Raw genomic sequence first — 20,127 nt, forward strand, 5'->3', positions numbered from 1 at the left:
TATAAACAATGTGTTTTAGTGTTTTAATTATTTTTTTGGAGTTTTTACAGCATAAACCAAATAATATCTCGGTGTAAACCATCTTAAAAAAGGCCTGAATCCGATTTTTTTTACGGGATGCGTGAACTTAATTCGATCAACAATTGTGTAGCCTGTTTTTTCCAGTAACCAATCCAATTGCCAAGCTTCAAATTCGTGATAGTGTCTGTCCCAAAGATCTGTTTTACTGCGGTAAGCTGGAGAAAACCACAAGCGCAATGGAATTGAAATTAATAACTTATCACATTTTACATTTTGCAAAACAGTATAAGGGTTTAATAAATGTTCAAAAATTTCAAATGCCGTAAAAACGGTATACTCTTCAGTGTTTAGAGCGGTTTGGTCGTTGTCTAAATCTTCTCCTTTGGTGTTTTTTACAGTATATCCATTTTCTTCCATGATTTTGGAAAACGGATTTGGTACTCCCAAATCAAAAATGGTTTCAGAAGTTGCTATATGTTTTTTTAGAAATTCTAAGGTATGTTTGAAGCGTTTATTTGGAAATGTTTTTTCGTACATGGAAATTGAGTATTAAAGAGACAAAGGTACTAATTTTTACTTCTCACTTCTCACTTTGTATTTCATACTTCTCACGTTCTTTTACATTTTATATACGATAGCATTAATATTCATGCCCGCTCCAACAGAGGCAAATAAAACCACGTCACCTCGATGTAATTCGTGATGTTCAATTTTACCATTTACTAGCAAATCATAAAGCGTAGGAATTGTTGCAACACTCGAATTCCCTAGTTTATGGATGCTCATAGGCATAATATCTTTTGGTGGTGTTTTTTCATACAATTTATAAAAACGATGAATGATGGCTTCATCCATTTTTTCATTGGCTTGATGAATTAAGACTTTTTTCACCTCATTGATGTTGATTTTGCTGTGGTCTAAGCATGTTTTCATTGCAAGAGGAACCTGGTTTAAAGCAAATTCATATATTTTTCTCCCTTGCATCTTTATATACCTTACATTAGGGTCATGGGCTTTATTATAGGAATTACCAAAAAATAAGTACCCAGCTTCATCATAAGCATAGGTTGCCGATTCATGGCTTAGAATTCCTTCGCCTTCGCCTTCAACAGCTTCAATAATGGTAGCGCCTGCACCATCCGAATAAATCATGGAATCTCTGTCGTGGGGGTCGACTACTCTTGACAGGGTTTCGGCACCTATCACTAAACATTTTTTTGCCATTCCTGCTTTGATAAAAGCCGAAGCTTGAATGACGCCTTCAACCCAACCGGGACATCCAAAAAGCATGTCATAGGCCACACATTTTGGATTTTTTATTCGCAAATCATGTTTTACACGGGTAGCCAAACTTGGTAAAATATCCGATTGAATCGCACCTTGTTTGACGTTTCCAAAATTGTGAGCCAATATTATATAATCTATCGATTCTGGATCAATAGCAGCAGTTGCAATAGCTTTTTGAGCGGCGATTACAGCAATATCAGAAGTTAACAAATTCTCAGAAACATAGCGACGTTCCTCTATTCCCGTAATTCCAAAAAACTTTTCTGTAATAATGTTATTTGGGAGCGGAAAAGGAGTTCCGTCTTCATTTAAAAAAATGTGGTTCGAAAAATCTTTATTGGTAACTATTTCTGAGGGAATATAACTCCCTGAACCTGTAATTTTTATATTCATTTTAATCTTTTTATAGGACGAATCTATGAAATTGAAGCGAAAGGATTTCTAAAAAAAGTATATTTCGATTTCGAATTATGAAATACCTAATGAAGAGGGGATATAATTATATAATGTGAAATTATTCTTTGTTTTGTTGTGCAATTTTAATTTGCATTATTGTAGAGAGATTGTGTGCCATATTCTTCATACGTTCACAATTGAATCCTTCAAAATTTTCATTAATAGCCGTTTCGAAATGGGTTAGCCAGATTTCAAACAATTCTTTAGTTAGATGTGATTTTAAATCAACATCCAAATGAATTTGTGTTAAGTTATTATAATACCCGCCAGTTCCTAGAATAGCTTGCGACCAAAATTTGACTAACATCTGTAAATGTTCTTCTAATTTTTCGTGTATTGGAGTTATTCTTGTGAAAATATAACTAATTCGCTCATCAGCAAACAATTTTTTGTAGAATACATCTACTATGATATATAAATCGTCTTGATTTTGTACGTCGTTCATTATTATAATAATTAAACTACAAAGTTACACGATTACAAATACAATAATCTGATTAAAATCATAATTTATCAAAAGAAAAAGGTCTCAAAAATTCATTTGAGACCTCTAACTTCTTATTTCTAACTTCGTAATTCGAGCTTATATATAAGCCTCAATTGGAGCACAACTACAAACTAAATTTCGATCGCCGTATGCATCATCTACACGACGAACACTAGGCCAAAATTTGTTTTCAGCAATATAGTCCAATGGAAAAGCCGCTTGTTCTCTGCTATATGGAAATTTCCAAGAATCAGCAGTTACCATTGCCAAAGTGTGAGGTGCATTATGTAAAACATTATTCAAATCTTCTTTTGTAGCTGCTTCAATTTCTTTTCTTATTGAAATTAGCGCATCACAAAAACGATCCAATTCGGCCTTGTCCTCACTTTCAGTAGGCTCTATCATCAAGGTTCCTGCAACGGGGAACGAAACGGTTGGAGCATGAAAACCATAATCCATTAATCGTTTGGCAATATCGCCTACTTCAATTCCTTTTTCTTTGAAAGCTCTACAGTCTAAAATCATTTCGTGAGCGGCTCTACCCATTTCTCCTGAATATAAAACAGGATAATGCGACTCTAAGCGTGCTTTCATATAATTTGCATTTAAAATGGCATATTGCGTAGCTTTTTTCAAACCTTCAGCACCCAACATCGTAATGTATCCATAAGAAATTAAACATACCAATGCCGAACCATAAGGCGCAGCAGAAATAGCGGTGATGGCTTCAACTCCTCCTGTTGGAATAATTGGATTGGTTGGTAAAAACGGAACTAATTTTTCGTTTACACAAATTGGACCCACACCTGGTCCACCACCACCATGAGGAATGGCAAAGGTTTTGTGTAGGTTTAAGTGACAGACATCGGCTCCAATAGTTGCAGGATTGGTTAATCCCACTTGTGCATTCATATTTGCACCATCCATATAAACTAATCCGCCATTATCATGAATGATTTGTGTGATTTCGCAAATAGCACTTTCAAAAACACCATGTGTGGATGGGTAAGTTACCATTAGACAAGAAAGATTGTCTTTGTGTTCAATAGCCCTTACTCTCAAATCTTCTACATCAATATTCCCATTTTCCATGGTTTTGGTTACGATAATTTGCATTCCTGCCATTGCTGCTGAGGCGGGATTAGTACCATGAGCCGAAGATGGAATTAAACACACATTTCTGTGATGGTCACCACGAGATAAGTGATACGCACGAATGGCCATTAAACCTGCATATTCTCCTTGTGCACCCGAATTAGGTTGCAATGTAGTACCAGCAAAACCAGTTACCACATTCAATTGATGCTCTAGTTTTTTCAGCATTATTTGATATCCTTCGGCTTGTTCTATCGGAGCAAATGGATGAATACTATTCCAGTTGGCCATAGATAATGGTAGCATTTCTGCCGCAGCATTCAATTTCATCGTACAAGAACCCAACGAAATCATGGAATGATTCAATGATAAATCTTTACGCTCTAATTTTTTAATATAACGCATCAATTGACTTTCAGAATGATGGCTGTTGAAAACTTCGTGAGTTAAGAAAGCGGATTTTCGTTCTAAAGAAGCAGGAATACTATTTGAAGAAGATGCCTCAGAAAGCGTAAAACATTCTTTTCCTATGGCTTCTGCAAAAATAGAAATGATTTGATTCAAATCGGAAAGAGACGTGGTTTCATTTACCGAAATTGAAAGGGTTTCGTTATCGATATAAAAGAAATTTACTTCATGTTTTTCTGCAACAGGTTTTACTTTAGAGGCATCTGCTTTTACAGCAATCGTATCAAAGAACGAAGTGTTGGTGTTGTAAATACCTAATTTATTTAAAGCATCTGCTAATGTTACTGCCGAAGCATGTACTTTATTAGCAATATATTTCAATCCATTTGGTCCATGGTACACCGCATACATTCCAGCCATAACCGCTAATAAAACTTGAGCGGTACAAATATTAGAAGTTGCTTTTTCACGTTTAATATGTTGCTCTCGAGTACCTAAAGCCATTCTCAAAGCTCGATTTCCATTAGCGTCTATAGTTACTCCAATGATTCTTCCTGGCATCGAACGTTTGTATTCTTCTTTGGTAGCAAAAAAGGCTGCGTGAGGTCCGCCGTAACCCATAGGAATTCCGAATCGTTGTGTAGTTCCTACGACCACATCGGCACCAAATTCGCCAGGGGGTGTTAGTTTTACTAATGATAAAATATCAGCAGCTACTGCAACTTTTATTTCTTTCTCATGTGCATTAGCTATGAAACTTGAATAGTCATATAGTTGACCAAATTTTCCGGGATATTGTAATATAGCTCCAAAATAGTCGTCAGAAAAATTAAAGGTTTCGTGATTTCCGACTACCAATTCTATTCCTTTTGGGGTTGAACGTGTTTGTAAAACCGATAAAGTTTGAGGTAAAAGTTCATCAGAGACAAAGAATTTCAAGACATTGTTTTTCTTTTGTTCTCTCGTTCTGACATCGAATAATAGCGCCATAGCTTCTGCAGCTGCAGTTCCTTCATCAAGAAGTGAAGCGTTTGCGATCTCCATACCTGTTAATTCTATAATGGTGGTTTGGAAATTTAAAATGGCTTCCAATCGACCTTGAGCAATTTCAGCTTGATAAGGAGTATAAGCAGTGTACCATCCTGGGTTTTCAAAGATGTTTCGTTGAATTACAGCAGGGATTACCGTTGGGTGATATCCTAATCCAATGTAGGATTTGAATATTTTGTTTTTAGTTCCTAAGTTTTGAATATGCGATAAATACTCGAATTCAGATAACGCAGGTTCTAAATTTAATTCGTTTTTTAAACGAATGTCGTCTGGTATAGTCTCATAAATCAATTGCTCTATAGAAGCTACTCCTATAGTTTTCAACATAGTTTGTAGGTCGTTTTCATTGGGACCTATGTGGCGTAATGCAAATGCGTCGGTTCTCATTAAATAAATTCTTTAATAATCTATATCGCTCTTTTGTAAGAGCTATTTTCGGTTAACAAAAGTACTTATTAAACTTTTAATTTTATAGTAAATAAGATGTAATATTTTGAGAATTTGTTAACCAAATTCAGGTCTTATTAACAGAATGATTAGTTTTGCAGTGTGCGATTTTTACAAAAACTACTCGATTTTTACATCAATTCAAGCATACATGTTGCTTTGTCGGCGTATGCATTGGTACAATTAACCCAGATTTTATTTGCGATTTCGAATGATTTTACTACTTCAAAATTTGTTTTTTTTGGAACTATTGTCGGTTATAATTTCGTAAAATATGATGCTTTAGCAAGACCTAAAAAAGTGCCAATGACAATTCCTTTAAAAGGCATTGTTTTTTTGAGTTTTTTGAGTTTGATAGCCACAGGATATTATTTTTTTCAACTACAAAAAACAACACAAATTATAGGTTTTGTATTTATGATAATCACTTTATTATATACCGTCCCCTTTTTTCCTAACCAAATAAATGCTCGAAATTGGGCTGGAATTAAAATTTACATAGTATCCTTGTGTTGGGTTGGAGTAACTCTTTTATTACCGATATTAAACAATAATTTACCCTTTACCCATTATTTTTTTCTAGTAACTACACAACGATTTATTCTAATTTTTGTGTTGGTATTGATTTTTGAAATTATTGATTTAAAATTCGATGATACACATTTAAAAACTGTACCGCAGCAAATAGGTGTAGTTAAAACAAAGAAAGCAGGTGTTTTATTGATGATTTTCTTTGTTTTAGTAGAATTTTTCTCGACCAATTTTAGAATAGATTTCTTTATTTTAAAATTGTGTTTGACAATAACAACGATTTTATTCCTGTTGTTTTCAAATGAAAATCGTTCACGTTACTATGCTTCTTTTTGGGTGGAGAGCATTCCAATTTTTTGGTGGTTATTTTTGATGTTTTTTAAATAAAAAACCGAAGTGTCTTCTCACATCGGCTCTTTACTTCGTACTTCGTATTTTGTAACTCGTAATTTATATTAGCCCAGCACGTTTCAACAAAGCATCCGCTTTCGGTTCTTGACCTCTAAAACGCTTGTACAATTCCATCGGCAATTCGGTGCCTCCTTTTGAAAGTACATGTTCTTTAAATTGGGTTGCGACATCTTTATTAAAAATGCCTTTCTCTTGAAAATAGGCAAACGCATCCGCATCCAATACTTCGGCCCATTTATAACTGTAATAACCCGAAGAATAACCGCCTTGGAAAATATGTGAAAACGAAGTACTCATGCAATTTTCTGCCACATCTGGATATAACGAAGCAATTTCCATAGCTTGTTTTTCAAAAGCTTTGACATCAATAATGGTTTGTGATTTTCCATGATACGCCATGTCCAAGATACCAAAACTCAATTGGCGCAACGTTGCCATACCTTCTAAAAAGCTGGCACTTTCTTTGATTTTGTTTACGTATTCTTGGGGAATAATTTCGCCTGTTTCATAATGTTTAGCAAACAAAGCTAAGGCTTCGGGTTCGTAGCACCAATTTTCCATCACCTGACTTGGTAATTCCACAAAATCCCAATACACCGAAGTTCCTGACAAACTCGGATACGTCGTGTTGGCTAACATGCCGTGTAACGCGTGACCAAATTCATGAAACAAAGTGGTTACTTCATTAAAGGTGAGGAGTGAAGGTTTGGTTTCGGTTGGTGGTGTAAAATTGCAAACAATAGACACATGTGGTCGTTCGTTGATTCCGTTTTTAATGGCTTGCGATTTGTAAGAAGTCATCCAAGCGCCATTTCGTTTTACTTTTCTTGGAAAAAAATCGGAATAGAAAATGGCAACTAAATTGTTGTTTTCACCCAATACTTCAAAAGTTTGAACATCCTCGTGGTATTTGTCAATATCAAAAACTTCGTTGAATGTGATTCCGTATAATTTTTCGGCAATAGTAAACGCTCCGTTTAAAACATTCTCCAATTTGAAATACGGTTTTAAAATCTCATCATCAAAGTTGAATAATTTTTGTTTCAATTTCTCAGAATAGTAGCCACCGTCCCATTTTTCTAATTGTTCAATGCCATCTAATTCTTTTGCGAAAGCCGTTAATTGCGCAAATTCTTTTTGAGCTGCATGTTTTGCTTTTTCCAATAAATCATTCAAAAAGGATTGTACTTTTTCTGGATTTTGAGCCATTCGTTCTTCCAAAACAAAATGGGAATGTGATTCATGACCTAATAAATTGGCTCTTTTATGACGCAACTCCACAATGCGTTTAACATTTTCTTGGTTGTCGAATTCGTTATTTTGAAACGATTTTTTTCCAGCAGCAATAGCCATTTCTTTGCGTAATTCACGATGGTCCACATAGGTTACAAAGGGCAAATAGCTTGGAAAATCTAAGGTAAAAATCCAGCCTTCCAAATTTTTAGATTTTGCTAAACTCGCTGCCATTTCTTTAGCGCCGTCAGGTAAACCTTTTAAATCTCCTTCATTGGTAATGTGCAATTGGTAATTGTTGGTTTCCGCCAAAACATTTTCTCCAAAAGTCAGTTTGAGTTTCGCTAATTCAGTATCGATTTCCCGTAATTTTAATTTGTCTTCTTCATTCAATAAAGCACCATTTCTAGAGAAACCTTTGAATTTTTTGTCTAATAAAGTGGCTTGTTCAGTAGTTAAAGTCAAAGCATCTTTTTGATCGTAAACGGATTTTACTCGTTTAAATAAATCCTCATTTAAAGCAATGTCATTACTAAATTCAGTCAACAAAGGCGAAACTTCTTGTGCAATTTTTTGCATTTCGTCACAAGTCTCTGCCGAATTCAAATTAAAGAAAATGGACGATAATCGATCCAATGGTTCACCCGAAAAATCTAAAGCCACAATCGTGTTTTCAAATGTTGGTGCTTCTGGATTATTGATGATGGCGTCAATTTCGGCTTTGGCGCTAGCGATATTTTCTATAAAAGAAGGTTTGTAGTCTTCTAATTTTATTTGCGAAAAAGGTGCTGTGTTATGTTTGGTGTTGAATGTTGAGGTAAGTGTTTTCATTTTTTACGATTAACCCTGTCAGAGTTTTGAACTCTGACAGGGTTTTATAATTAATATAATTTTATTTTTTTATTTCAGATGCTGCTTTATTCACAGCTTCTTTCAGACTTTCTTTATAAAAAATGATTTTGTCTAAGACACATTTATCATGACTTCCAATAATTTGTGCGGCAAGAATTCCGGCATTTTTGGCTCCGTTTAAAGCAACCGTTGCCACAGGAACGCCACCAGGCATTTGCAAAATCGACAAAACCGAATCCCAACCATCAATAGAGTTGCTCGATTTTACTGGAACTCCAATGACAGGAAGAGGTGACATAGAAGCAACCATTCCAGGTAAATGAGCCGCACCACCAGCACCAGCTATAATTACTGAAATACCACGAGTATGTGCGTTTTTACTAAAATCAAATAACTTTTCGGGAGTACGATGTGCCGAAACTATATCAACCTCAGTTTCGATGTCAAATCCTTTTAAAATGTCGATGGCTTCTTGCATTACGGGCATATCGGAGATGCTTCCCATTATTATGGCTACTTTGCTCATTATTTTGTTTAATGTTGTTTAAATTGTTTATTAGTTTAAAGCTGTTTCTATTGACTACGACCGAAAACTGCGACTGATTACTGAACGCTAATCACTCTAATACTATTCTTAACTTCCTCAGCAACTCTCCTTGCTTCTGTCATATTTTCATTGACAATGGTAACGTGTCCCATTTTTCGGAACGGTCGTGTTTCTCTTTTACCGTAAATGTGAGGTGTTACGCCATCTATTGCCATTATTTTTTCGATATTTTCATATACGACTGGTCCCGAAAAACCTTCAGCACCGACCAAGTTTACCATAATTCCAGCAACTTTACTAGCGGTGTTTCCTAAAGGTAAGTTTAAAATAGAGCGCAAATGATTTTCAAATTGCGACGTATAACTCGCTTCTATCGAATAATGTCCCGAATTGTGTGGTCTTGGAGCCACTTCGTTGACTAAAATTTCATCGTCCTCAGTTTGAAATAGTTCCACAGCTAATAAACCAACATGGTTGTATGCTTCTGAAACGTTTAAGGCTATTTCGGTAGCTTTTTGGGCGACTTTTTCATCAATTCGAGCTGGACAAATCACATATTCTACTTGATTGGCTTCGGGATGGAATTCCATTCCCACCACAGGATAGGTTTTGACTTCACCCGAAACGGAACGTGCAACAATTACTGCTAATTCATTTTTGTAGGGCACTATTTGTTCAGCGATACATTCTACATCAGGTAAATTGTTTAAATCGGATGCACTACGTACAATTTTAACACCGTTTCCGTCATATCCAAATTGAGCGCATTTCCATACGAATGGAAATTCTAATTCATCTTTTTCTAATGATTTTCTCAAATCATTCAAATCTACGAATCGTTGATGTGGCGCCGTTGGAATGTTATGTTCAACATAAAAATCTTTTTGACGACCTTTATTTTGAATCAATCGCAATGTTTTTGGTGATGGAAATATTACTAAACCTTCTTCTTCTAATTTGTCTAATGCATCAAGATTTACATTTTCAATTTCTATGGTTAAAAGATTTACCATTTTTCCAAACTGATAAACGGTGTCATAATCCATTAAACTTCCTCTGTAAAAAGCATTACAACTGTATCTTGCAGGCGCTTCTTCGCTTGGATCTAAAACCAAGGTTTGGATATCGAATTTTCGGTTTTCGGTCAATAGCATTTTGCCCAATTGTCCACCGCCGAGAATTCCTAATTTAAAATCGGATGAAAAATAATTCATTTGTAGTAGTTGTGTTTGCGCAAAGATAAACATTTGAAAATTATTTCAATCGCTTCAAAATATCTTTTGTAGCAGCTATATAACCTGGAGTTTGTTTTTTTAAATCACGAGTCAATAAGATTTTTAATTCGTCATTTACCCAATCGTATTTTTTGCCAAGTTGATATAAAGCGCGCATCGAATAGGCTGCAGTTGCTGCTAAATCGCTTTCAATTAATCGATCTAAACAAGTTTCGATTATTTTTTCCTCTTGGAATTCAGTTAACAGAACTTTTGTGTTTTGTGTTAAAAACATACAGATTTTCGAAGTTGGTCGTAACGCCGGATTGTTTTTGAAATTGGGTAATGCTTCACAAAAATCGTCTATAAATGGTATAAATAATTCTATTCGTTCCTCACAAATTAATTCCAAAATCCAGCAAGCTTTGTGGTGATTTTTGTCTTTTGTATTGAATGCAATCTCGGTTAAGTCACTTAAATAGTTGGGATTAGCAAAAATGAATTCTTTGTTGTCATCTCTACTTTTTCGATGCGCCGTACTTTTAGCTATTTGATTATAAAATTCTGCATTCATTGTGTAAATATATTAAATTAGCAAAAAAGTCAAAATACTTGTTACTAAATAGTTATTAGTTCGTAAATTTGCCTCTTTATTTTTAAAAACAACAACACAATGATACATCTTCACGATAAAACATTCGAGCCATTTATTTCTTCAGAAGAAATTGATTTCGCAATTGCAAATATGGCCAAACAAATGGATGATGACTTTTTTGATGAGGTTCCAGTTTTTGTTGGGATTCTAAATGGTTCTTTTATGGTGATGTCCGATTTGATGAAGCACTACAGAGGAATGTGTGAAGTGAGTTTTATGAAAATGGCTTCGTATGAAGGAATGCAATCTACAAATGACGTTAAACAATTAATCGGAATCAACGAAAATTTAGAAGGAAGAACCGTGGTTATTGTTGAAGATATTGTAGATACAGGAAACACCATTGAAGAATTGAAAACGATTTTTAAAGAAAAAGGGGTGAAGCATCTTAAAATAGCAACCTTATTTTTCAAACCTGATGCCTACAAAAAAGATATTAAAATTGATTACATCGGAATCAGAATCCCTAACAAATTCATCGTTGGTTACGGTTTAGACTACGACGGACTAGGAAGAAATTTAGCCGATGTTTACCAATTAGCAAAATAATTCATAATTTATAATTTAAAATTAAAAATAACACAATGATCAACATCGTTCTTTTCGGAAAACCAGGTGCTGGAAAAGGCACACAAGCTGAATTTTTAAAAGAGAAATACAATTTAACGCACCTATCAACAGGAGATATTTTTAGATTTAACATCAAAAATGATACAGATTTAGGTAAACTAGCCAAAACCTATATGGATAAAGGTGATTTAGTGCCAGACGAAGTAACAATTCAAATGTTGCAAAGCGAAGTAGATAAAAACCCACAATCAGCAGGATTTTTATTTGATGGTTTCCCGAGAACCCTAGCTCAAGCAGATGCTTTAGATCAATTTTTAGCATCAAAAGGACAAAGTATTACGGCAACTGTAGCATTAGAGGCAGATGATAACATCTTGGTAGCACGTTTGTTAGAAAGAGGTAAAACATCGGGAAGACCTGACGATCAAGATGAAGAAAAAATCAGAAACCGTTACGACGAATACAATCAAAAGACCGCACAATTGATGGATTATTATAAGGCACAAGGTAAGTTTCATGCGGTAGATGGTATCGGAACGATTGCAGAAGTTACAGAAAGATTGACGGCTGTTTTTGATACTTTTTAATTCAATCTATGTTACTAAAGATTAATTTCGAGCATTCATTTTTTTTTCAGATATTTGCATACACAATAAGGAGCTATTTCCAACAGTAAGGAGAGGCTCTTTTTTTGTAAAATACAACTATGGAACTTTTAATTATTCTTTTTTTAATCCTGCTAAATGGTGTTTTTTCAATGTCAGAAATTGCACTAATCTCGGCACGTAAAAACCGTTTAGAAACTGCGGCAAAAAAAGGACAGCAAAATGCCAAAGTAGCATTAGATTTAGTAAATTCTCCAAATAAATTACTTTCTACAGTTCAAATCGGAATTACTTTAATCAGTATTTTAACGGGTATATTTTCAGGAGATAAAATCACAACTGATGTGCAAGCATTTGTTGAAACTTTTCCTGCGTTACAACATTATGCACATACTATTGCGGTTGGAATTGTAGTGGTGATTTTAACTTTTTTCTCATTAGTTTTAGGAGAGTTGTTACCCAAACGAATTGGATTGAATTATCCAGAGACAATCGCCAAAGGAATGGCAGTTCCTATGAAAGTTATTTCGCAATTAACGGCGCCATTTATTTGGCTGTTGACCATTTCTACGGATGGACTTTTGAAACTGTTTAATATTAAACCGACGGCTGACGGAAAAGTAACCGAAGACGAAATCAAAGCCATTATCAAAGAAGGAACCGAAGTAGGTGAAGTACAAGAAATAGAGCAAGATATAGTGGAGCGTGTTTTTCATATCGGTGATAGAAAAGTCAACTCATTGATGACACATCGTTCGGATATTGTATATTTGTCTGTTAATGATTCAATAGAAGAATTAAAGACGAAAGTATTAAACGAATTACACTCTGTTTTTCCTGTTTGTGAAAATAGTTTGGACGAAATTATAGGTGTTGTTTCATTGAAGGATTTGTTTTCTAATTTTGACAAAGGAAACTTTAATCTAAAAGCGATTGCGAAAGAACCTGCTTATTTAATTGAACAAACGTCGGCATATAAAGCGTTAGAAAATTTCAAGAAAACAAGAGTTCATTATGCCTTTATTGTTGATGAACACGCTGTTTTTCAAGGAATAATTACTTTAGATGATATTTTAGAAGCTTTAGTGGGCGATGCATCCGATTTTGATGATGATGAGTACAAATTGATAGCCAATGAAGATGGAACTTGGTTGGTCGATGGACAATATTCCTTGCATGATTTCCTAACCTATTTCGACATGGGTGATGTAATCAACGACTACGAAGTAACTACCGTAAGCGGTTTTTTCATTACCGAATTCGGGAGTATTCCAAAAAAAGGCGAAAAACTTATTTGGAACAAACTAGAGTTAGAAGCTCAAAAATTGGATGGGGTTAAAATTGAAAAAGTATTGATTAAAGCATACAAGGAATAAATAAAAGTATTCAGTGTTCAGTGGTTAGTGTTCAGTTTGTTCTGATTTTTAACTGTGTTCATTGAAAAATAAATTGTTATTAGTTTATTATTAGGTTTTTAGATAATCTAAATAACTGAATACTAAAAACTGATAACTGAACACAAAAAAACAATGACAGAAGGAAATTTTGTAGACTACGTAAAAATTTATGTATCCTCTGGAAAAGGTGGAAAAGGTTCTACGCACTTGCATAGAGAGAAATTTATTGAAAAAGGAGGACCCGATGGAGGTGATGGGGGAAGAGGAGGTCATGTCTATTTGAGAGGGAATAAAAACCTTTGGACGTTATTTCATTTGAAATTCATCAAACACATTCGCGCCGGTCACGGAGGTGATGGAGGAAGTTCTAGAAGTACAGGGCATGATGGAGAAGACAAATTCATCGAAGTTCCACTCGGAACGGTGGTAAAAGATATCGATACAGGAGAAACACTTTTCGAAATCACACAACATGGGGAAGAGCGAATTCTGGCAGAAGGTGGTAAAGGCGGACTTGGAAACTGGCATTTTAGAAGTGCTACCAATCAAACACCACGATATGCACAACCAGGAATGCCAACTCAAGAATTGGATGTGATTTTAGAATTAAAAGTCTTAGCAGATGTTGGTTTAGTAGGGTTCCCAAATGCAGGAAAATCAACATTACTTTCAGTATTGACTTCTGCCAAACCTAAAATTGCGGATTATCCATTTACTACCTTAAAACCCAATTTGGGAATTGTAGCCTACAGAGAATTCCAATCGTTCGTAATTGCCGATATTCCTGGAATCATTGAAGGGGCTGCCGAAGGAAAAGGGTTAGGACATTATTTCTTGCGACACATAGAACGAAATTCAACGCTCTTGTTTTTAGTTCCTGCCGATGCCGATGATATCAAAAAAGAATACGAAATTCTCTTAGACGAATTACGTCGTTACAATCCAGAAATGCTCGACAAAGACCGCCTTTTAGTGATTTCAAAATGCGATATGCTCGATGACGAATTAAAAACTGAAATGAGGCAGCTTTTAGATAAGTCCAAATTAGGGATTCCATACCTATTCATTTCCTCTGTTGCACAACAAGGATTGACCGAATTAAAAGACAAACTTTGGGAAATGCTTACCATAGAAGACGAAAAACCTGAAAATAGTCATGGAATATAAAGTCATAAAAAGATTTGTATCTTTGTCTTAATATGATTCTAACAAGAAAATAAATGGATAAGAAAAAAATAGTAATTATTAGTTTATCAGTCTTTGTTTTATTGCTTGTCCCATTGTTGGCAATGTGGTTTACAGATGAATTAGACTGGGATGGTTTTGATTTTCTTGTAGCTGGAATTGTGTTGTTCTTAATAGGTATTGGTATTGATTTTCTCCTATCTAAAGTAAAATCTATGAAGAAAAAATTGCTTTTAGGTATAATTCTTTTTCTAGTAGTTTTCTTAATTTGGGTTGAATTAGCTATTGGTGTTTTTGGAACCCCTTTTTCAGGAAGTTAGAAAATAAACTCTAAGAAATATATATCAAGCTGCATTAATAGATGTGGCTTTTTTTATAAATACCAAGTTGTTTTTCTATACAAAATTATTAAATTAGCGCCACTTTTTAAATATGTCAAACCTTTTGATTTTTTTTGAGGGACATAAGTTTAACTATCATAATATTTATACAAATGAAGAAAATTATTTTATCCTTAATTGCAGGTATTATGCTTGTTCCGATGAGCGTAAAAGCAGATGAAGGAATGTGGTTTTTGATGTTTATCGAACGTCTAAATCACCGCGACATGCAAAAAATGGGCTTGCAATTGACAGCCGAAGAGATTTATAGTATCAATCATCACAGTTTGAAAGATGCTATTGTACAATTTAACGGGGGTTGTACGGCCGAGATTATTTCAAAAGACGGTTTGGTTTTAACCAATCATCATTGTGGTTATGATGCAGTAGCTGAGCTTTCAACTGCTGAAAACAACTATTTGAAAAATGGATATTGGGCAGAAAACAAAGCAGCCGAGAAAAAACCATCTAGTTTATATGTGCGTTTCTTCGTTCGTATGGATGATTGTACCAAAAGAATCTTATCTGTTGTAAATCCTAGCATGAGCGAAGCAGATAGAGATAAAGCGATCAATGCAGAAATCGCTAAAATCGAAAGAGAGAATAACGAAGGTGGAAAATACACCGTTTCTGTGCGTCCCTTTTTTCAAGGAAACGAATATTATTATTTTGTTTACCAAGACTATAAAGACGTTCGTTTAGTTGGAGTGCCACCAGAAAGTTTAGGAAAGTTCGGAGGCGACACAGATAACTGGGAATGGCCGCGACAAACAGCCGATTTCTCTATGTTTAGAGTTTATTCTGATAAAGACGGTAATCCTGCAGAATATTCTCCAAACAATGTCCCCTTACAACCAAAACATTATTTGCCTGTAAACTTGAATGGAGTTAAAGAAGGGGATTTTGCCATGATTTTAGGTTATCCAGGAAGAACCAATCGTTGGATGCCTGCTGGTGGAATTGAGCAAAACGTAAAATTTGCTTACCCTGCATGGGTTGAAGGAGCCAAAACTGGAATGGATAATATGAAAAAATACATGAATCAATCGGATGCACTTCGTTTGGTTTATGCTTCAAAATATGCGTCAACTGCCAATTATTGGAAAAACCGCCAAGGAATGATTGACGCATTAACTAAATTCCAAACTTCTAAATCGAAAGCGGCTCAGGAAACTAAGTTTGATCAATGGGCGAACAAAGCCGAAAATAAAGCTAAATATGGTAATGTTGTTGCAACAATCAATATGTATTATGCTTTAACCAATGAGAAAGCACGTCATGATAATTATTTACAACAGTTATTTAGAACGTCATCTTTTGGTGCTATAGGAAGAAACCTTGGAAAGCAATTGGATGCGTATGTGAAAGCAGATGCTGCAAAGAGAGCACAGTTACTTCCGCAAATTACAGAAATGGCTGAAGAAATGTATAAAGATTTATATGTGCCAGCTGAGAAAGATATTTTGGCCGCTCAATTGAACTTGTATGCTACAAAATCAGTGGGATACAAGATAGCGCCAATGGTGGAAAAAATTGGTAAAGAAAACAATAATGATTTCGCTAAATATGTAAATGCGGCAACTGATTTAAGCATTTTCTCCTCTTTAGATAAAGTAAAAGCGTTTCTGCAAGTGCCAAGTCAAGGGTTACTAGACAACGATTCGTTGTATGCTTTGTCAAATGATATGTTGACTCATTTTTCTTCAAAATCGGATGAGATTGCCAAAGCACAAAATGATTTTGGTGCCTCATTCCGTTTGTTGGTTGAAGGACTAAGAGAATCTAAAATTGGAACTACTAAATATCCAGATGCCAACTCAACGTTACGTTTAACTTACGGGAAAGTTAGAGCTTTGCCAGCAGATAAGAGAAATCCGGTGGGTTTAAATAACTATACTGATTTAGATAGTCAGGTAAGAAAATATAAAAAAGAAGACGCCGAATTTGATCTACCTGCCCGAGTATTGGAAATGGCCAAAAATAAAGAATACGGACGTTATGCTGATAAAGATGGGTCGCTTCATTTGAACTTTTTGACGGATAATGATATTACAGGAGGAAATTCAGGATCCCCAGTGCTTAATGGAAAAGGCGAATTGATTGGATTGGCTTTTGATGGAAATATTGAGGCTATGGCTGGAGATGTTATTTTCGATAAAAAACTACAAAGAACCATCAATGTAGACATTCGTTATGTGTTGTGGGTTATTGAAAATTTCTCAGGCGCCAAACATATTGTTGACGAAATGACTTTGGTGAAATAAAGGCAGGAAAAACAGAAAATGAATATGAAGAAAACTCCGAATAAATTTTACTTTTATTCGGAGTTTTTATTTTGATACCACTCACTAAGACATTTTTCTTATTTTTGAGCAATAAATCAGTATGAAATATTTTAGCCTCATTGTTTTTATAACAATAGTTTTTCCGATGCGGGCACAGGATGCTTTTGCAAAGGCTGAACAATTATTTCAGCAGGAAAAATATGAGGAAGCCAAAAAAAGTTTTGCCCAATTATTATCTAACAATCCCAATAATTATAAAGTTAAAGAATATCTTGGTGATATTGCGGGACATCAAAAAAAATGGGATGAAGCATTATATTATTACAAAGCTTTAAAAAACCAATTTCCTCAAGAAGCTATGTATTTTTATAAATTCGGAGGAGCCTTAGGGATGAAAGCAAAATCAGTCAGTAAATTTAAAGCCCTTACAATGCTAGATGATATAGAAACCGCTTTTTGTACTGCAGCTCGATTGGATGAAAAACATGTAGATTGCAGATGGGCTCTCGTGATGTTTTATATTGAATTGCCTGGAATTGTGGGTGGAAGCGAAAAAAAAGCACAGAAGTATGCTAACGAATTGATGCGAATATCTAAAGTAGACGGCTACCTATCCAAAGGATACATTGATGAATATTACGAACGGTATGATGAAGCTGAAAAAAATTATACTAGAGCCTACGAAATTGGACATTCGAAAATCACGTTTCAAAAATTATATAATTTATATTTGAACAAAATTAGAGACAAAGCAAAAGCAAATAAGTTAAAAGAACAATTTGAAAAATAGGTTAAAAGGTTATTTGTTTATGAGTTTATTATACACTATATAAAAAACTTATAAACTTATAAACACACAACTCATAAACTAGAAAAATGAGAACACATTTCATAGCTATAGGCGGAGCGGCCATGCACAATTTGGCTCTCGCTTTACACCAAAAAGGATATCAAGTGACGGGTAGTGATGATGCTATTTTTGAGCCTTCCAAATCTCGTTTAGAAAAAAGAGGACTTCTTCCTGTTGAATTAGGTTGGTTTCCCGAAAAAATTACATCCGACATAGAGGCGGTAATTCTTGGAATGCATGCCAAAGCAGATAATCCTGAATTGTTGAAAGCACAAGAATTAGGTTTGAAAATCTATTCCTATCCCGAGTTTTTATATGAACAATCAAAAAACAAAACACGTGTAGTTATAGGAGGTTCTCATGGAAAAACCACCATTACTTCTATGATTTTACATGTGATGCATTACCATAATATTGAAGTAGATTATATGGTGGGTGCACAACTTGAAGGATTTGATACCATGGTGCATCTCACACACGATAATGATTTTATTGTTCTAGAAGGTGATGAATATTTGTCTTCTCCAATTGATAGACGACCTAAGTTTCATTTGTATCAACCCAATATTGCCTTACTTTCAGGAATTGCTTGGGATCATATCAATGTCTTTCCCACGTTTGGGAATTATGTGGAGCAATTTGAGATTTTTGTGAATCAAATTACAAAAGGTGGGATATTGGTTTACAATGAAGAAGATGAAACCGTTCGTAAAGTAGCGGAACATTCAGAAAATCCTATACGAAAGATGCCTTATATTACACCAAATTACACGGTTGAAGATGGAGTTACTTTATTAGAAACTCCTGAAGGATTAATGCCTATTGAAGTTTTTGGGGCTCATAACTTAAACAATCTGGCAGGTGCCAAATGGATTTGTCAAAATATGGGAGTGGATGAAGCCGATTTTTATGAAGCTATTGCTAGTTTTAAAGGTGCATCCAAGCGTTTAGAAAAAATAGCGGAAGGTAAAAATAAAGTTGCCTATAAAGATTTTGCGCATTCTCCTAGTAAAGTTTCGGCCACTACCAAAGCGGTTAAAAATCAATATCCTGATAGAAAATTAATCGCTTGTTTAGAATTACATACTTATAGTAGTTTGAATGCCGAGTTTTTGAAAGAATATCAAGGAGCACTCGATGCTGCCGATGTGGCTGTGGTTTTTTATTCGCCCGATGCAGTAAAAATAAAACAATTAGAAGAAGTAACGTATGAGCAAATTGCACAATCGTTTCAACGTGAAGATTTAATTATTTATACTAATCCAGCCGATTTTAAAAATTTCTTGTTCAGTCAAAATCTTGATAATTCCGCATTATTACTGATGAGCTCAGGGAATTATGGTGGATTGAATTTTGATGAGGTTAAGGAGTTGGTAAAAGAATAAAACTAATTTCTGGTTTCTTTTGTGTCATTTTATTTTGAACGTATTAAAAAAATAAGTTTCTTTGTTTTTTAATTAAACGCCAAAATAATCATGTACACACCAATCAACCAATGGGCTGAAGACGATCGGCCACGTGAAAAATTTCTTCTTAAAGGAAAATCTTCTTTATCAGATTCCGAATTACTTGCTATTCTTATTGGTTCTGGTTCTCGAAATGAGAGTGCCGTACAATTGTGCCAACGCATTCTGTTTTCAACCAATAATAACCTGAATCAACTTGGGAAATTATCCATTCAGCAGCTCACAACGTTTAAAGGAATAGGAGAGGCTAAAGCCATTGCTATTGCAGCCGCATTAGAATTAGGAAGACGAAGACGAGCTGAAGAAACGCAAGAGTTGAGAAAAATTAGCTCAAGTAAAGCCGTTTTTGAAATCATGCAACCCATTATTGGCGAATTGCCTCATGAGGAATTTTGGGTTTTATATCTGAATAATTCCAACAAAGTACTCTACAAAGCTCAAATTTCAAAAGGAGGATTAACAGGAACGGTAGTCGATAGCAGATTAATATTTAAAACGGCATTGGAATATAATGCAACTTCACTAATTTTGGCACACAATCATCCTTCAGGAAAATTAGTTCCAAGTGAAGCCGATATTGCCGTAACCAAAAAAATAAAAGAAGCAGGAAAACAACTAGAGATACAAGTGTTAGATCACGTTATTGTGACAGAAACAGCTCATTACAGTTTTAACGATGCAGGAATATTTTAAGA

Annotated in this window: 18 protein-coding genes; 10 read left to right on the forward strand and 8 right to left on the reverse strand. The window is 34.8% G+C overall.

Annotated features, from left to right (window positions below):
- Positions 1 to 27 precede the first annotated feature (27 nt).
- The 4 genes from CLV55_RS03800 to gcvP form a co-directional block, all read right to left on the reverse strand.
- A complete protein-coding gene (locus CLV55_RS03800; protein ID WP_112112413.1) occupies positions 28 to 558 on the reverse strand; it encodes a class I SAM-dependent methyltransferase in 531 nt (176 codons plus the stop codon).
- 81 nt (positions 559 to 639) lie between these two features.
- Positions 640 to 1,701 carry a 3-oxoacyl-ACP synthase III family protein gene (locus CLV55_RS03805; RefSeq protein WP_112112414.1) on the reverse strand — a complete coding sequence of 354 codons (1,062 nt, stop codon included), beginning with the start codon at positions 1,699 to 1,701 and terminating at the stop codon, positions 640 to 642.
- A gap of 121 nt (positions 1,702 to 1,822) precedes the next feature.
- Positions 1,823 to 2,209 (reverse strand): group III truncated hemoglobin, encoded by a 387-nt coding sequence (locus tag CLV55_RS03810; protein ID WP_112112415.1) that lies wholly within the window; start codon positions 2,207 to 2,209, stop codon positions 1,823 to 1,825.
- 138 nt (positions 2,210 to 2,347) lie between these two features.
- Positions 2,348 to 5,191 (reverse strand): aminomethyl-transferring glycine dehydrogenase, encoded by a 2,844-nt coding sequence (gene gcvP / locus CLV55_RS03815; RefSeq protein WP_112112416.1) that lies wholly within the window; start codon positions 5,189 to 5,191, stop codon positions 2,348 to 2,350.
- 162 nt (positions 5,192 to 5,353) lie between these two features.
- Between gcvP and CLV55_RS03820 the strand changes: the two genes are divergently transcribed.
- Positions 5,354 to 6,169: a UbiA prenyltransferase family protein gene (locus CLV55_RS03820; RefSeq protein WP_112112417.1), complete on the forward strand. Its 816-nt coding sequence runs from the start codon at positions 5,354 to 5,356 to the stop codon at positions 6,167 to 6,169.
- A 63-nt stretch (positions 6,170 to 6,232) separates the two neighbouring features.
- Here CLV55_RS03820 and CLV55_RS03825 read toward each other — a convergent pair whose 3' ends face one another.
- The 4 genes from CLV55_RS03825 to CLV55_RS03840 all read right to left on the reverse strand — a co-directional run bounded on the left by CLV55_RS03825 (position 6,233) and on the right by CLV55_RS03840 (position 10,613).
- A complete protein-coding gene (locus tag CLV55_RS03825; RefSeq protein WP_112112418.1) occupies positions 6,233 to 8,257 on the reverse strand; it encodes a M3 family metallopeptidase in 2,025 nt (674 codons plus the stop codon).
- A 61-nt stretch (positions 8,258 to 8,318) separates the two neighbouring features.
- The gene (gene purE, locus CLV55_RS03830; RefSeq protein WP_112112419.1) at positions 8,319 to 8,804 is read right to left on the reverse strand and encodes a 5-(carboxyamino)imidazole ribonucleotide mutase; all 486 of its coding nucleotides are present in this window, start codon (positions 8,802 to 8,804) and stop codon (positions 8,319 to 8,321) included.
- Between the two features lie 77 nt (positions 8,805 to 8,881).
- The gene (locus CLV55_RS03835) at positions 8,882 to 10,039 is read right to left on the reverse strand and encodes a 5-(carboxyamino)imidazole ribonucleotide synthase (RefSeq protein ID WP_112112485.1); all 1,158 of its coding nucleotides are present in this window, start codon (positions 10,037 to 10,039) and stop codon (positions 8,882 to 8,884) included.
- Positions 10,040 to 10,079: 40 nt separating this feature from the next.
- Positions 10,080 to 10,613, reverse strand: a complete 534-nt coding sequence (locus tag CLV55_RS03840; RefSeq protein WP_112112420.1) for a hypothetical protein — start codon at positions 10,611 to 10,613, stop codon at positions 10,080 to 10,082.
- 99 nt (positions 10,614 to 10,712) lie between these two features.
- On the opposite strand from CLV55_RS03840, the gene hpt reads away from it, so the two are divergent.
- From hpt to radC, 9 genes are all read left to right on the forward strand, one after another.
- Complete coding sequence (gene hpt / locus CLV55_RS03845; RefSeq protein WP_112112421.1) at positions 10,713 to 11,243, forward strand: hypoxanthine phosphoribosyltransferase; 531 nt, start codon at positions 10,713 to 10,715, stop codon at positions 11,241 to 11,243.
- Positions 11,244 to 11,278: 35 nt separating this feature from the next.
- A complete protein-coding gene (locus CLV55_RS03850; protein ID WP_112112422.1) occupies positions 11,279 to 11,851 on the forward strand; it encodes an adenylate kinase in 573 nt (190 codons plus the stop codon).
- A 119-nt stretch (positions 11,852 to 11,970) separates the two neighbouring features.
- Positions 11,971 to 13,245 (forward strand): hemolysin family protein, encoded by a 1,275-nt coding sequence (locus tag CLV55_RS03855; RefSeq protein WP_112112423.1) that lies wholly within the window; start codon positions 11,971 to 11,973, stop codon positions 13,243 to 13,245.
- Between the two features lie 153 nt (positions 13,246 to 13,398).
- Positions 13,399 to 14,433 carry a GTPase ObgE gene (gene obgE, locus CLV55_RS03860; protein WP_112112424.1) on the forward strand — a complete coding sequence of 345 codons (1,035 nt, stop codon included), beginning with the start codon at positions 13,399 to 13,401 and terminating at the stop codon, positions 14,431 to 14,433.
- Between the two features lie 53 nt (positions 14,434 to 14,486).
- The gene (locus CLV55_RS03865; protein WP_112112425.1) at positions 14,487 to 14,771 is read left to right on the forward strand and encodes a hypothetical protein; all 285 of its coding nucleotides are present in this window, start codon (positions 14,487 to 14,489) and stop codon (positions 14,769 to 14,771) included.
- Between the two features lie 173 nt (positions 14,772 to 14,944).
- The gene (locus CLV55_RS03870) at positions 14,945 to 17,095 is read left to right on the forward strand and encodes a S46 family peptidase (protein ID WP_112112426.1); all 2,151 of its coding nucleotides are present in this window, start codon (positions 14,945 to 14,947) and stop codon (positions 17,093 to 17,095) included.
- A 166-nt stretch (positions 17,096 to 17,261) separates the two neighbouring features.
- On the forward strand, positions 17,262 to 17,906 hold the full coding sequence (locus tag CLV55_RS03875; RefSeq protein WP_245902675.1) for a tetratricopeptide repeat protein: 645 nt from the start codon (positions 17,262 to 17,264) through the stop codon (positions 17,904 to 17,906).
- An 86-nt stretch (positions 17,907 to 17,992) separates the two neighbouring features.
- Entirely contained in the window at positions 17,993 to 19,351 is a 1,359-nt protein-coding gene (locus tag CLV55_RS03880; protein ID WP_112112428.1) for a UDP-N-acetylmuramate--L-alanine ligase, read from the forward strand.
- Positions 19,352 to 19,441: 90 nt separating this feature from the next.
- On the forward strand, positions 19,442 to 20,125 hold the full coding sequence (radC, locus tag CLV55_RS03885) for a RadC family protein (protein ID WP_112112429.1): 684 nt from the start codon (positions 19,442 to 19,444) through the stop codon (positions 20,123 to 20,125).
- Positions 20,126 to 20,127: the final 2 nt, after the last annotated feature.

Source organism: Flavobacterium aciduliphilum, assembly GCF_003268855.1.
Lineage (GTDB): Bacteria > Bacteroidota > Bacteroidia > Flavobacteriales > Flavobacteriaceae > Flavobacterium > Flavobacterium aciduliphilum.

Excerpts from the sequence above, each read along its gene's own strand:
- radC (WP_112112429.1), top strand. The coding sequence starts at position 19,442 with ATGTACACACCAATCAACCAATGGGCTGAAGACGATCGGCCACGTGAA.
- CLV55_RS03800 (WP_112112413.1), bottom strand. The coding sequence starts at position 558 with ATGTACGAAAAAACATTTCCAAATAAACGCTTCAAACATACCTTAGAA.
- CLV55_RS03865 (WP_112112425.1), top strand. The coding sequence starts at position 14,487 with ATGGATAAGAAAAAAATAGTAATTATTAGTTTATCAGTCTTTGTTTTA.
- obgE (WP_112112424.1), top strand. The coding sequence starts at position 13,399 with ATGACAGAAGGAAATTTTGTAGACTACGTAAAAATTTATGTATCCTCT.
- gcvP (WP_112112416.1), bottom strand. The coding sequence starts at position 5,191 with ATGAGAACCGACGCATTTGCATTACGCCACATAGGTCCCAATGAAAAC.
- CLV55_RS03870 (WP_112112426.1), top strand. The coding sequence starts at position 14,945 with ATGAAGAAAATTATTTTATCCTTAATTGCAGGTATTATGCTTGTTCCG.
- CLV55_RS03825 (WP_112112418.1), bottom strand. The coding sequence starts at position 8,257 with ATGAAAACACTTACCTCAACATTCAACACCAAACATAACACAGCACCT.
- CLV55_RS03805 (WP_112112414.1), bottom strand. The coding sequence starts at position 1,701 with ATGAATATAAAAATTACAGGTTCAGGGAGTTATATTCCCTCAGAAATA.
- CLV55_RS03875 (WP_245902675.1), top strand. The coding sequence starts at position 17,262 with ATGCGGGCACAGGATGCTTTTGCAAAGGCTGAACAATTATTTCAGCAG.
- CLV55_RS03850 (WP_112112422.1), top strand. The coding sequence starts at position 11,279 with ATGATCAACATCGTTCTTTTCGGAAAACCAGGTGCTGGAAAAGGCACA.
- purE (WP_112112419.1), bottom strand. The coding sequence starts at position 8,804 with ATGAGCAAAGTAGCCATAATAATGGGAAGCATCTCCGATATGCCCGTA.
- CLV55_RS03810 (WP_112112415.1), bottom strand. The coding sequence starts at position 2,209 with ATGAACGACGTACAAAATCAAGACGATTTATATATCATAGTAGATGTA.
- CLV55_RS03880 (WP_112112428.1), top strand. The coding sequence starts at position 17,993 with ATGAGAACACATTTCATAGCTATAGGCGGAGCGGCCATGCACAATTTG.
- CLV55_RS03840 (WP_112112420.1), bottom strand. The coding sequence starts at position 10,613 with ATGAATGCAGAATTTTATAATCAAATAGCTAAAAGTACGGCGCATCGA.
- CLV55_RS03855 (WP_112112423.1), top strand. The coding sequence starts at position 11,971 with ATGGAACTTTTAATTATTCTTTTTTTAATCCTGCTAAATGGTGTTTTT.
- CLV55_RS03835 (WP_112112485.1), bottom strand. The coding sequence starts at position 10,039 with ATGAATTATTTTTCATCCGATTTTAAATTAGGAATTCTCGGCGGTGGA.
- hpt (WP_112112421.1), top strand. The coding sequence starts at position 10,713 with ATGATACATCTTCACGATAAAACATTCGAGCCATTTATTTCTTCAGAA.